This is a genomic window from Streptomyces sp. sk2.1 (assembly GCF_008120935.1).
Lineage (GTDB): Bacteria > Actinomycetota > Actinomycetes > Streptomycetales > Streptomycetaceae > Streptomyces.
Window position 1 is genome coordinate 52,366 of the sequence record NZ_RDBO01000086.1, and the last position, 11,655, is coordinate 64,020.

Below are 11,655 nucleotides of genomic sequence, written 5' to 3' on the forward strand. Positions count from 1 at the left end.
AAACGTCCCACGGGGCGTATCTCGCACACATCGCGTCGACGAGGTACGTCCCGCAGGACGTTCCGAGCCGGCCGAGGCCGTCGGACAATTCTTCTGCTACGAGGTCGTTCGCTCGCGCCTGTGGGTGTTGAGGATGTCCAACATCCGGTCGAACTCGGCCTCGCCCATCTTGTGGATCAAATGCCGGGCGATGAAAGCCCCGTCGTCATACGGCAGCGGCCGCGACGCGGAAGACGTGGACTCGCCCGAGCCCGCTTCGGTGACGGACGCGCTGTCGGACCGCGGCTCCGGTACGGAGGACTCCCCCCGCTCCGACACACCCTCGGGCTGCGAAACGCGAGCCCCCTCCCCCGCTTCGGACCTGGCCACGGTCGAAGCCGCAACCGGAACCGGAGCCGAGGGGGTGGAGGCAGGGATGACCGGGACGGCTGCCGGCGCGGGGGTCGGTACTGGAACCGGAGACGGGGCAGGAGCCGATTCCGGCACCGCCGCCGCTACCGATGCCGACACCGGGACAGCAGCTTCCGGAGCTACGGATTCCGGAGCTTCTTCCGGAGGCAGGACCGGGACTGGTGCCGGAGCCGGTGCRGGGGCCGGGACCGTGGCGGCCGCCACCCGTTCCTCTTCCTTGCGGGCCCGTTCCGCCTTCAGCTCCTCAAGCGCGGCTTCCTGGCGGTCGTGCGGCTGCTTGGCGACGGTACGCAGCAGCTCGACGGGTTCTTCGCCCACGACGGCCTGAAGTTCGGGAGTCAGATTGAGCAGGGCGAGCCGCTGTGACACCCAACCCTGCGACTTCCGAAGGCGCTTGGCGAGCTTGACCTGCGATCCGTGAATGGCCAGCAGCCGTTGTAGGGCCCGCGCCTCGTCCAGCGGGTCCAGGTCGTTGCGGTGGACGTTCGCGACGAGTGCGGACTCCAGGATGGCGTCGCCGTCGCTCCCCTGCTCGTCGTCGACCATCACGTTCAGATGGGTGAGACCGGCTTCGCGGGCAGCGGCCAGGCGGCTGCTGCCGTCCACCACGACATGGGTCGTGTCAGGGTCCAGATCGCGCTCGCGCTCGGGGTTGGCCCTGATGTAGGCATCGCGGTTCATGACCGTGATGGCCTGCTTCTGGCCATGCTCCGCGAGGCTGCCCGCAAGTTCGGACAGGTCTCCGAGCGTGGTGCGCGGATTGTCGGGGTTGGAGTTGATGCGGGTGACCGGCAGCCGGGACGGCGGGGCGACCCGGTCGGTCGGTACACCGGTGGCGGCACCGATGGCGGCACGGCGCGCGCTGACCGGCCGGGCACCGCCTCCGAACCGTCCGGCTCCGAGCTGATCCGCCTTGCTCATGAGATCTCCCGGGTGAGCGCACGCATGCCTACGGCCTGCTGCGAAGTCGGTGCGTAACTCAGCAGCGGCTGCTTCATCCGCACGGCTTCCTTCTGTTCCTTGAGGTCGTTGATGAGGCCGACGACCCGTGGATCCTTTATGTCGATCCAGCCCTGGAGGGACGAGGTCGCGATGTACCCGCGGCGACCGTCGTACAGGTTGACCACGATGCCCAAGTAGTCGATGTCGAGGCCGAGGTCGCCGCGGAGGTCCTCGATCTGGTTGGTGAGCAGGTCGTAGGCATCGGCGGAACTGTCCTCGGCCTGGACCACGATGAGGGCCCCGGACTGGCCGGGCCGCTCACCGTCACGACGTCGTCCGTAGTACGCGGCGGCATCCATGCTGAGGCCGAGGCTCGGCGGGCAGTCCACGAGAATGACGTCGTAATCGGCCTCCAGGGGCAGCAAGGCTCGCTCCAGAGCCGCCTCACGGGCCCGCACCGCCGACAGCCGGACGTCGAGGAGGAAGGCGTCGTGGCAGGCGGGCAGAAGATGCAGCCGACCGCCGAAGTGCTCCTCGTCGACGGAAACGATCAGATCCCGCAGGTCGCCCTTCGGGTCGCCCGCCATGTGGTTGGTGAGGCTGTCCCCGTTCATGGCCAGGGGGGCGGCCCCCAGCTGGTTGGTCAGGTGGCACTGGGGGTCGAAGTCCACCAGGAGGACGCGGAGTCCGAGGCCGGGGAGCTTCTCGATGTCGAGCGGGTCGGCACTGCCCACCCCCGCCGTGTCACCGTCCGCCTCGCCGGCACGCAGAGCGGCGGCCAGGGCCTTGGCGACACGGACAGGGTGCAGGGTGTTGGAGTCCTCGGCCAGGGCCTCCCCCACCCCTGCCGTGATGGCCGTCTTGCCGACACCCCCCTTCTGGTTGCACACCACGATGCGGCGGGTGATGTCGGGCCGCTTCACATCGGGAGCCGGGTTGGTGTCGAGCCAGAGCTGAACGGACTGGGCGAGCCCCTGGATGAGGGAAACCCGACGGTCCTCGGCGATGCCCCTGAACTCCTCCCACTGCGCCGGAGGAAGGAAGGTGGAGTAGGACTCGGCTCCCGCAGTGTCGACCGCGGTCGTCGCCGACGCGAGCCCGAGCCAGGCGGCGATTCCCTGCTCGACCGCAGTCTGGATCTCGATCCCGAGCTGCGCGGTTCTGACCTTGAGGTTCTGCCGGAGCCATCCCGGCAGCTTGGAGACGACTTTCACTCGGTCGCTCGAGGTGGATGGCATACTCATGGCGCTACCTTACTAACGTGCTAGATCGTTTGCTGCACCGACACGTTAGTTTGCACAACTTGTTGGGATGTCAGGACTCGTTCCCCTATTACGGCGTAATAGCTCGGCCGGGCTCCCCTCCCCTATTACGGCGTAATAGCCAGGCAGAGATCTCCCTCTCCCCCGACCGAGCCGCCCCTTCCCGGAGAGCGACGAACCGGACCGATCGGGCTCCGCCGCAGCGAGAACAGTCGCCCGGAGCATGGGTGTCGCAGGGCTCCACAGCCGGTTCCTGGACCCAGCCCGCCCATCCAGAAGCGAAGAGATAGGCCCGACGTGTCGCGTCCACGCCTCGAATGCGCCTGAGGAACATGACTGCCAGAGTGGCGAGGAGCAGGAAAGCGAAGGCCCCAGCCACGAGGGCTCCGGCAGCAGGCCCTAGGAGCAGGCCCACAACCACACTCGCGGCGATGACGATCCCCGGGCCGGAGTGTGCGTCGGGCAGATCGACCCTGAACACCTCTCGCAACGCCTTGCGCGTTGCCCGCGTATCGGAGTCGTACCGCTTTCTCGCTGCTTCCGGATCAGCAGCGGACCCTTCAGGCCACCGTCCCACCATGAACCCCCTGTTCGGATGGGGCCTGGTGCAGGAACAGTTCTTCTCCGAGCCGGTACCAACGGGCCCTCACCTTGTCGAGGCGAACCTATTACGCCGTAATAGGTTCCGCCCACCGGCGCAGCAGACCACACGGCGGTCGACCTCCCGGCTTCGGCAAGGAGCGATACGAAGCTCGCAGCACCGGGAGCGGGCAGCGAACAAGCCGAAGCAGTTCAGGGCCATGGCCACGCTCTAACCGACCTCAGCCGTGACCACCATGGGCCTGTCGGTGTCGGCCTCTGCGAGAAAGGTTCCGCCCGGGGCCCACAGCGCTGAGCGACCACAGCCGATCCACGCGCCGGCCGGACCGACATGGTTGGCCACGACGACATGCATGTCGAAGTCCTTGGCAATGCCCGGATACACCGTTGCCAGCTCCCCCGCCCCTCCGCCCGTGCCGTACAGCGAGCTGGCCAGATGCACCTCACACCCATCGGCGGCGCCACGGGAGACCAGCTCGGTGAAGTGGTTGTCGAAGCACGTGGCCAGAGCGAAACGAAGCCCTCCGAACTCAAACCGTCCATCGTGCTGACCTGCTACGAATACATCCTGCTCGTGCTCGAACAGATGCTGCTTGCGATACGTAGTGATCAACTCGCCATCGGCCCCGAAGACCAGCGTCTCGACAGCGGGCTGCTCCCCGTCGGCGGTTGCAGCACAGTTGACGACGCAGGCGACACCACTCGCCCGGATCGCGTCCAGCCGCGCATCGTCCGCCTGCACCCAAAGATCACGACGGGCACGTACGGCTTCGAACTCGTACCCGGTCAACGCCAGCTCAGGGAACACCACCAACTCGGCGTCCTGCGTGCGCGCCTCGGCGATCAGAGCCGCCATTTGCTTCACATTCGCCGCCACATCAGCGGGAACACAGGTGAACTGGGCGGTCGCGATCCTCATGGCCCCAGAGTGTCAGGCCGCCAGATCGACACCCGCCAGGGACACTGCCGACCGTCACAGGATCCAGGAGCCGGACTTCAGCAACCCGTTGTCCTCAACGCTCCACCGCCAGGGAGCCGGCCTCGTCGCTCCGTTCCTCGTTCAGGAACTCCGCAGCGGCGGACAGCGCGAGACGTGCTCCTTCGGTGAGTGAGACGGGGTGCGCCGTCCGCTGCTCCACCTTGTTCAGAGACCGTACGGCCGCCTGGAGATAGCGGTGAAGGCTCACCATCTGGAGCGGCGTACGGCAGTTGGGCAGTACTGCCTCGATTTCCTCGAACCAGTACTCCGCGTCCTCGTCCAACACCAGCCCGTCGCGCTGATTCAGCAGTCGGTCGGCGACGGGCACCAGCAGTTGGTGCCGCCTCTGTGCCGCTGCCTGAGCACGGCGTTCCGCAGCCTGTTCCAGGATCAGCCGGCGTTCGGCTCTCAGAACGGCCTCCGGGGTACGACGTACCGGCCGGGCCTGAGGGGTCTCATCGGTGAGCTCGATGGCCTTCAGCCGCTTCGCCTTGTTGTAGGCGGCGCTCGGGGCCGCCACTGCCAGAGCCGGGGCGAGCTGCGCCCATTGCGCTCCCGCGTTCCGGGCGTCGTCGATGGCTCGTGACTGATGGACCTCCGCCTGCTCCCGGAGGAACTCCCACAGCTGCACCCGCTTCATTGCCGCAGCCTTCCGGACGTCGAGCGGCCGAGCCTGCAGAGCATGCGCCTGCTTCTCCGCGTAGAGCAGCGCACCGAAGAGCTCCTCATCGGCAGGCATGCGTTCCACCAACGGATCTTCCGCTTCCTCATGCATCCGGCGGAGCTCACCGACGACGGCCGGAGCGTCCAGGGGCCCGATCCGGACAGGCGCTTTGACCAGGGGCTTTGTGGGCTGTGTCGAGCTTCGTGTGCGCTTCGCCATGTGAGGATTCTGCCTTGCCGAAGAGTGATTCACAGAATGTGAATCGTGTCCTGAACTGGACGCATCGACTGGCCGGAACGATTGAAGAGCTCTTCGACAGCACCGACCTGTACAGGGGACAACCCTCGGGAGAGCCCGAAAGCAGGGAGGGAGAGTGGGGGAGGGGGCACTCATCCGGCCCGAAGCTTCTCGCGGAATGGTCTTCGGGAGAACCGCGTCACTCCGCGCCCGAAGAACTGAGGGGCGGGTGAGACGAACGGGATGTGCGGGATGGCTCGTGCGAGGCCGCAGCATGCTCATTGCGTTCCTGGGCGGCCATGACCTCGTCGCCGTACTCGAAGGCCCAGGCGCCGAACGCGTCGATCGGGCCGAGCAACGTCCGTCCCAGAGCGGTCAGCTCGTACTCGACGCGGGGCGGCGCCTCGGCGTAGGCATTGCGTGCGACCAGTCCGTTGAACTCCAGCCGCCGCAGCGTCTCGGTCAGGACCTTGGGGCTGATGCCCCCGATGCGCTCGCGCAGTTCGCCCGGGCGTTGGGGACCACTCCGCAGCACCCAGATCAGTACGGCGTTCCAGGTGTTGGAGAGGAGGTCGAACGCGAGGCGGGCACGGCAGTCGGCGAGATAGGCGTCGGTCGTCACTTACCACATGGTGCCCGACGGGGTTTCTAGTGTCGTCCCGAAAGCGACTGAGGCAGCTGCGGAGAGGGACGGATCGATGAAGATCGGTGTGCTGGGTACCGGAAACATGGCGGACGCACTGGCCACGCACTGGGGGAGGGCCGGGCATGAAGTGCTCGTCGGAGGCAGGGACGAGCAGAAGGCCCAGCGGCTTGCGAGGCGCATGGGGAACGGCACGGGGCACGGGAGTCTGCGGGCGGCGGCCGAATTCGGCGAGGTGGTGCTGGCCGCGTTGCCGTACGGGGCAGGGGCGGCCGTCGTCGAGGGGCTTCGGTCGGTGCTCGTGGGGAAAGTCCTGCTCGACTGCGCCAATCCGGTCGGGCCCGGTTTTCGCCTGCTGACGGAGGACGGCCCTTCGGCGGCTCGTCAGCTGGCTTCGGCGGCGCCGGACACGCATGTCGTCAAGGCGTTCAATCTCTGTCACGAGGACGTATGGCGGATGACCCCGCCGGTCTTCGACGGCCGACCCCTGGCCGTTCCGGTGTGCGGGGACGACGAAGCAGCGCTTGCCCGGGTGTACGAACTGGTCAAGGACACAGGCTGCGAGCCGGTGGCCGGAGGAGGGCTGGAGCGAGCCGGACTCCTGGAAGCAACCGCCGCGTTGTACATCGGACTGTGGGTGGGGGGGGGGGTGGATGTACGGGCAATCGCGCCACCGCTGGCCTATGCCACGGGCCCCGAGGACGGAAACATATGAGCGTGCAGACCGTTACTCGGGTCTCTTTACGGGCTCGACCTATTACGCCGTAATAGGTCGAGCCCGGATCCCGGCCACGAGGTTCGGGGCGCGGAGCGCCGGTGTCGACGTCATCAGACCTATTACGCCGTAATAGCTCCTCGCCTCAGAACCTCGTCCCAGGTCCGATGGGACGGTCACCGCACTCACCTCGTCACCCTTGCCGGAGCAGTCGTAGGGTGCTTCGCCATGAGCAGCGAGACGGACAGCGACCAGTTGCATGCCATGGCCAGTACCGCTGGATACGGTCAAGCAGCGGAGGCTCTTGCCGAGCAGTACGAGAGCGTGACCTTCAACGAGGTACACCGCGAGGTGCTTCACCTGTTCCCCTCCCGGCCGGGTTCCGTGTTGGCCATCGGGGCGGGCAGTGGGCGCGACGCGGCGGCGCTGGCCGCCAGGGGACACCGGGTCGTCGCCGCCGAACCCACCGCCGAGCTGCGCACGCTGGGCCGACGCCTTCATGCCGACCAGGAGATCGAGTGGGTCGACGACGCGCTTCCCGAACTTCCCGGGCTGACCTCACAGGCACGCCGCTTCGACCTGATCCTGCTGACCGCGGTCTGGATGCATCTCGACGAACGACAGCGCACCTCGTCCATGGCCCGTCTGGTCGGCCTGCTCGGGCGCGGAGGCCGGGTGGTCCTCTCCCTGCGTCATGGCCCGGTCCCGGCGGGGCGCCGTATGTTCCCCGTCTCCGCCGAGGAAACCATCGGCCTCGCCCGGGGCCACGGCTTGGGCGTCATCCATGAAACTCGGCGTGAGGATCCGCATGGACGCCCGGGAGTGACATGGACCTACCTCGGTCTCCAGCTCGATGCAGGGCGGGATGCGGCTGGAGGCTGAACGGGCCGAACTCGTCCGGTCGAGGCCGGACGGTGAGCTGCCCGGTCCGGCTCCTACGATGCCGGTCATGGCGCACTTCGAGGATCTTCAGCCCCCTTTCTGGGACACCAGTAGCGACTACGGAGTACAGCCGCCCCTGACCGGCCGGGCAGTCGAGGAGGCCGAGCGACTACTGAACGTCGCGCTCCCCGACTCATTGTTGGATCTGCTCCGCAAGCAGAACGGTGGCCGGGTCAGCGACAGCCGGAATGCCTTCCCTGCAAGCCGACCAACTTCATGGAGTGCCGACCACGTCCCGTTCGACAGCGTGATGGGCATCGGTCACCGCGAGCGGATGCTGTCCATGCTCGACAGCCCGTACCTGGTCGAAGAATGGGGTCTGCCCGCAGCAGTGGTGCTGGTTTCGGGCGACGGGCACTACTGGATCGGGCTCGACTACCGGACCTGCGGCCGACACGGGGAACCGTCCGTTGCCTGGTTCGATGCGGACGACAACTCGGAACTGGCCCTCGCGCCGGACTTCCCCTCCTTCGTCAAAGGACTCGTCCCCGCCCGGGAGTTCGAGAACGAACGGAGTTGAGGCACGCCCGACTGACCTCACCGGAAAAAGCTCCACCACCCGGGACCACCGCCACCACCCGACGGGCCGGGATCACGCGCTTTCAGGAGCAGGAGCGAAGTGCATCGTCCCAGGCGTCGGGGCTGCGGTAGTGGTTCTTGTGTCCCGCCGCGAGCACGTGCCGCAGTTCCGCAAGGTGGCGGGTGTCCGTCGGGAGGTCCAGTCGGTCCAGGAGGGCCAGTGCGGCGGCCGGTTCCAGGTCGCCGTAGACGTCGTGGAAGCTCGTCAGGAGTCCGCGGAAGAGTACTGGGTGCAGAGCGGGGCGGCTCGCGGCAGTGCGGTATGCCGGTTCCTTCACCGGCCAGGGAACCGGGCCCGAGCACTCCAGTACCCGCCGGGCCCGACGGAGCAGGGCTTCCGAGTGCTCGGTAACGACTCGGTCGATGTCGTTACCGAGTACTTCTGCGAAGGCAGTCGCGGTAGTGGTGTGGTCCTCGAACCAGTCCACCCACAGCGAGTACGTGACGGCTTCGGCGTCCCGGTCCGCCTCCAGACGCTGTCGATAGCCGTCCCACAGCACATCGGCCGGCAAGGGACCGTCCGCGCTCTCGTTCGCGAAACGGATCTCGCACGTGACCCAGTACTCGTCGAGGAGGTCCAGCAGTCCGAAGGCCAACTGCACCTGGGCGGCTGGGTCCAGGTCTTCGGCGAACACATCACCGGCCCAGGAATGTGCCACTTGGTTGGCCGTCAGCAGCTCGCCCGGCTTCGCATCGCTCGTCCACCCGTCGCGTACCTGGCCGACACCCTGATCAGCCAGCCAACGCCGCGCTGCTTCCACGGCCCGTGTCCCCATCCGGGAAGTATGCCAAGCCCCACGAGGAAGCAGCTGTCCGAGGGCTCCCGGACTCCGGGGAGGCTCTCGTGCCGGGGCGGATGGGCCTGGACAGGGCGGGGGAGCGGACCGTGCGATGGGGGCTCTACTCGCCGAGCATCACGCTTTCACGTGTGACGAGGCAGAAGGGGTGTCCAACCGGGTCCGCGTATACGCGATAGCCGATCGGCTTGTCCGACCCTTCGAGCAACGTCGCACCCAGGGCAAGCACCTTCGGCTCCGCGAGGTCCAGGTCGTCGACCAACACATCGACATGCGCCTGCGCCGGGCGTTCCGGGTCGCGCCACTGCGGCCGTCGGAAATCGCCGACGCGTTGGAAGGTCACGATCTCCGTGCCCGTCGTGCTCTTGAGCACGACGTAGTCAGTCGTCTCCTCCACTCTCGGCAACGACAACAAGCTCTCGTAGAAGGTCGCGAGCTCGGACGGGTCGGGGCAGTCGATGACAAGAGAGAACAGGCGTCCGATCATGTTGATCACTATGCCGGGCGCGGACGCATGAAAGCTACGTACTTGATTGCCTGAACCAGTTCTCTCTCAAGCACTCGTGGAGTCTTGGTCGAGCAGGTGGGGGAGCGGTACTTCCACTGCCGACGTAGCTATTACGGCGTAATAGGTCGAGGCACAGATCTCCGAGGTCTGGCAGGGGTCGTGTGTTTGCCAGGCCCCCTGGGGCAGGGACTGAAGCTTGCCGGGGGAGCCAGGGACTGAAGGCTCATCCGGCCTTCGGCCCAGGGCCTGCCTGGTTCGGTCCCTCTGCTTCGGGCAGTCCCGCACACGCTCCAGCCAGGTCCTGGGAGGGACCGAAAGGGTCCAGGGACCAAAAGCGGGGACTGAAGTGTCTGGAGTCCTTCGGTGAAAAACCTTCGGTCCCTGCATGTTTTCGCAGGTCAGAGCAGTGCAGCTCGTTCCAGCAGGGACCGTAGGGACTAAAAAGTGCAATTATGACGTAGACAAGAGATAGGGGTTCATACGCGCGGGCGCGTGTCAGACATACATCAGGTGTAGCTCATAATTGCCGAGTTGAGTCCCTAGAGTCCCTGTTCTGATCTGGTAAAAGGCTCTGACCTGCGAAAACATGCAGGGACCGAGCTCAGGGACGCAGTTTCGTCAGCCCCTGGCTTTTGGCCCCTGGACCCTGTCCAGCCCCTCCGGGGCTCCCGGGTGCAGGTCTTCTGGTGTCGGGCGTGCTTGATGCGGCCGGTCCCTGGGTCGCGGCCATAGGCTGAGGGTGCCGAGCCTGCGAGCCTCCGGTCCCTCAGGTCGGGTTCCCGCAGTTCCTCCTCAGGGACTGGCGGCGGGTTTGGGAGCGCCTCCGCCCGCCCCTCCGGGACCAGGCCGAAGGAACGCGTCCCGAACCCCCAGGGACTCAAGGGACCAAGGAAACTGATAGAAACGGCACGCGGCCCCGGGCGAGCTCGTTTTCCGGATGCTGGGCCCTAGACTCTCTTCTGCACTACAGTCCCTTCGGTCCCTGACAGTGGGTCACCAGACAACCGGTGGCCCGGGAGCGATCGAGCAACCTAGATGTGACGAGGACGGTCCGCGTGCCGCGCGAAGGCAAAAACCGGGAGCGTGCAGCCCCAGGCAGGTTCGTGCCCCCGCATGCCGTCGCGCGCTGGTGCGCCGCGCAGGGCTGGCCCGTTCACCCCCTCGCGCAGGGACGGAAGACTCCCGCGGGCAACTGCCCCCGCTGCCGGGCCCACCGGCACGAGCCGGCCACCTGCTCGTGCCTGCCCGCAGGACGGCCCTGCCACGGTTTCCACGCGGCGACGACCGACCCCGAGCGCATCGACAAGTGGTGGACCGACACCCCCGCGGCCGGGGTGGGCGTGGCCTGCGGGCCCGCCGATCTGATCGTGATCGACATCGACGCCCACCAGGCCCCGGTCGCCGACCGTTCACGACTGCTGCCGGGCATCCCGATCCCCGAGCAGGTGAGCCTCGCGGGGCTGGCCTCCGGCTTCGACACGCTGGCGCTGCTGGCTGCCCTCCGGGGCGCCCCCGATCCGGCCGAGGACACCACCACGCTCCGGGTGCGCACGCCTTCCGGGGGGCTGCACATCTGGTACCGGAACCCCGCCCCCTCGACCCGCTTCCGGTGCTCGACGGGCTCGGGCCGGAACGCCGCGCTCGCCTGGCAGGTCGACGTACGGGCCGACGGCGGTTACATCGTCGCCCCGAGCACCCGCGTCCCGCAGGGCGTCTACCGGGCGGAGGGGACCGCCAGGACCCCTGCGGACCTCCCCGACTGGCTCAGGGACGAACTCGTCCGTACAGGGCACGTCGTGGCGCCTCAGGAGCCCCGGGGCCTGCCACCTGTCCCCGAGTTCCGGAAAGGCTCGGAACGGCCCGCACACGGGCGCCGAGCGGCTTCGGCCGAGCACGTCCTGGACCCGTTGATCGCGGAGGTCGCCGGATGCGCGGCCGCGTCGGAGGGCACCGCGTTCTCCGAGAAGCTCAACCGGGCCGCCTACACGGCCGGGGGTCTGGCCGCGGCGGGCCACCTGGAACTGCCCCACGTCCGGGACCGGCTCGTCCGGGTCGCGCACTACGCCAGGCCCTGGCAGCAGGCCAGGAACGAGACGATCGTCGACGACGCGCTCGCCGTGGGGTCCGCCCGCCCGCTCCACCTCAGGGGACGTTCATGAGCAGTGCCGAGAGCTCGCCGCGCTTCGACCCGCAGGCCGCAGCTCAGCAGATGCTCGACCTTCTGGGCACCGAACAGTCCGCTCCTTCCCTGCTGCCCGCCCAGTACGCGGCCCCGCGATCAACGGGTCCAGGACGTGCTCGGCCGAAGCCGCTCGGGGCCGAAGCCGCTCGGCGCCCGTGTGCGGGCCGTTCCGAGCCTTTCCGGAACTCGGGGAC

11 protein-coding genes are annotated in these 11,655 nt (G+C 67.5%); 4 read left to right on the forward strand and 7 right to left on the reverse strand.

The window, feature by feature from the left end; translation table 11 throughout:
- Positions 1 to 96: 96 nt before the first annotated feature.
- The 5 genes from EAO76_RS39155 to EAO76_RS39180 form a co-directional block, all read right to left on the reverse strand.
- Positions 97 to 1,332 (reverse strand): ParB/RepB/Spo0J family partition protein, encoded by a 1,236-nt coding sequence (locus EAO76_RS39155; protein ID WP_148841009.1) that lies wholly within the window; start codon positions 1,330 to 1,332, stop codon positions 97 to 99.
- Complete coding sequence (locus EAO76_RS39160) at positions 1,329 to 2,597, reverse strand: ParA family protein (protein ID WP_148841010.1); 1,269 nt, start codon at positions 2,595 to 2,597, stop codon at positions 1,329 to 1,331. The genes EAO76_RS39155 and EAO76_RS39160 overlap by 4 nt, the downstream gene beginning before the upstream one ends.
- 829 nt (positions 2,598 to 3,426) lie before the next feature.
- A complete protein-coding gene (locus EAO76_RS39170) occupies positions 3,427 to 4,134 on the reverse strand; it encodes a carbon-nitrogen hydrolase family protein (RefSeq protein ID WP_148841011.1) in 708 nt (235 codons plus the stop codon).
- 94 nt (positions 4,135 to 4,228) lie between these two features.
- A complete protein-coding gene (locus EAO76_RS39175; protein WP_262376134.1) occupies positions 4,229 to 5,077 on the reverse strand; it encodes a hypothetical protein in 849 nt (282 codons plus the stop codon).
- Positions 5,078 to 5,294: 217 nt separating this feature from the next.
- The gene (locus EAO76_RS39180; RefSeq protein WP_262376135.1) at positions 5,295 to 5,717 is read right to left on the reverse strand and encodes a helix-turn-helix domain-containing protein; all 423 of its coding nucleotides are present in this window, start codon (positions 5,715 to 5,717) and stop codon (positions 5,295 to 5,297) included.
- A gap of 76 nt (positions 5,718 to 5,793) precedes the next feature.
- On the opposite strand from EAO76_RS39180, the gene EAO76_RS39185 reads away from it, so the two are divergent.
- From EAO76_RS39185 to EAO76_RS39195, 3 genes are all read left to right on the forward strand, one after another.
- A complete protein-coding gene (locus EAO76_RS39185; RefSeq protein WP_148841012.1) occupies positions 5,794 to 6,453 on the forward strand; it encodes an NADPH-dependent F420 reductase in 660 nt (219 codons plus the stop codon).
- A gap of 228 nt (positions 6,454 to 6,681) precedes the next feature.
- Entirely contained in the window at positions 6,682 to 7,335 is a 654-nt protein-coding gene (locus tag EAO76_RS39190; protein WP_262376136.1) for a class I SAM-dependent methyltransferase, read from the forward strand.
- A 67-nt stretch (positions 7,336 to 7,402) separates the two neighbouring features.
- The gene (locus tag EAO76_RS39195) at positions 7,403 to 7,915 is read left to right on the forward strand and encodes an SMI1/KNR4 family protein (protein WP_222872240.1); all 513 of its coding nucleotides are present in this window, start codon (positions 7,403 to 7,405) and stop codon (positions 7,913 to 7,915) included.
- An 82-nt stretch (positions 7,916 to 7,997) separates the two neighbouring features.
- On the opposite strand, the gene EAO76_RS39200 is transcribed toward EAO76_RS39195, so the two are convergent.
- Together EAO76_RS39200 and EAO76_RS39205 are read right to left on the reverse strand one after the other, a co-directional pair.
- Positions 7,998 to 8,750, reverse strand: a complete 753-nt coding sequence (locus EAO76_RS39200) for a hypothetical protein (RefSeq protein WP_148841013.1) — start codon at positions 8,748 to 8,750, stop codon at positions 7,998 to 8,000.
- A gap of 124 nt (positions 8,751 to 8,874) precedes the next feature.
- Complete coding sequence (locus tag EAO76_RS39205; RefSeq protein ID WP_187438975.1) at positions 8,875 to 9,258, reverse strand: VOC family protein; 384 nt, start codon at positions 9,256 to 9,258, stop codon at positions 8,875 to 8,877.
- Between the two features lie 1,124 nt (positions 9,259 to 10,382).
- On the opposite strand from EAO76_RS39205, the gene EAO76_RS39210 reads away from it, so the two are divergent.
- On the forward strand, positions 10,383 to 11,438 hold the full coding sequence (locus EAO76_RS39210; protein ID WP_148841015.1) for a bifunctional DNA primase/polymerase: 1,056 nt from the start codon (positions 10,383 to 10,385) through the stop codon (positions 11,436 to 11,438).
- Positions 11,439 to 11,655 lie beyond the last annotated feature (217 nt).

What these genes read in the sequence shown, in the direction of transcription:
- EAO76_RS39160 (WP_148841010.1), bottom strand. Translation starts at nt 2,597, where the DNA reads ATGAGTATGCCATCCACCTCGAGCGACCGAGTGAAAGTCGTCTCCAAG.
- EAO76_RS39170 (WP_148841011.1), bottom strand. Translation starts at nt 4,134, where the DNA reads ATGAGGATCGCGACCGCCCAGTTCACCTGTGTTCCCGCTGATGTGGCG.
- EAO76_RS39175 (WP_262376134.1), bottom strand. Translation starts at nt 5,077, where the DNA reads ATGGCGAAGCGCACACGAAGCTCGACACAGCCCACAAAGCCCCTGGTC.
- EAO76_RS39185 (WP_148841012.1), top strand. Translation starts at nt 5,794, where the DNA reads ATGAAGATCGGTGTGCTGGGTACCGGAAACATGGCGGACGCACTGGCC.
- EAO76_RS39190 (WP_262376136.1), top strand. Translation starts at nt 6,682, where the DNA reads ATGAGCAGCGAGACGGACAGCGACCAGTTGCATGCCATGGCCAGTACC.
- EAO76_RS39195 (WP_222872240.1), top strand. Translation starts at nt 7,403, where the DNA reads ATGGCGCACTTCGAGGATCTTCAGCCCCCTTTCTGGGACACCAGTAGC.
- EAO76_RS39200 (WP_148841013.1), bottom strand. Translation starts at nt 8,750, where the DNA reads ATGGGGACACGGGCCGTGGAAGCAGCGCGGCGTTGGCTGGCTGATCAG.
- EAO76_RS39205 (WP_187438975.1), bottom strand. Translation starts at nt 9,258, where the DNA reads ATGATCGGACGCCTGTTCTCTCTTGTCATCGACTGCCCCGACCCGTCC.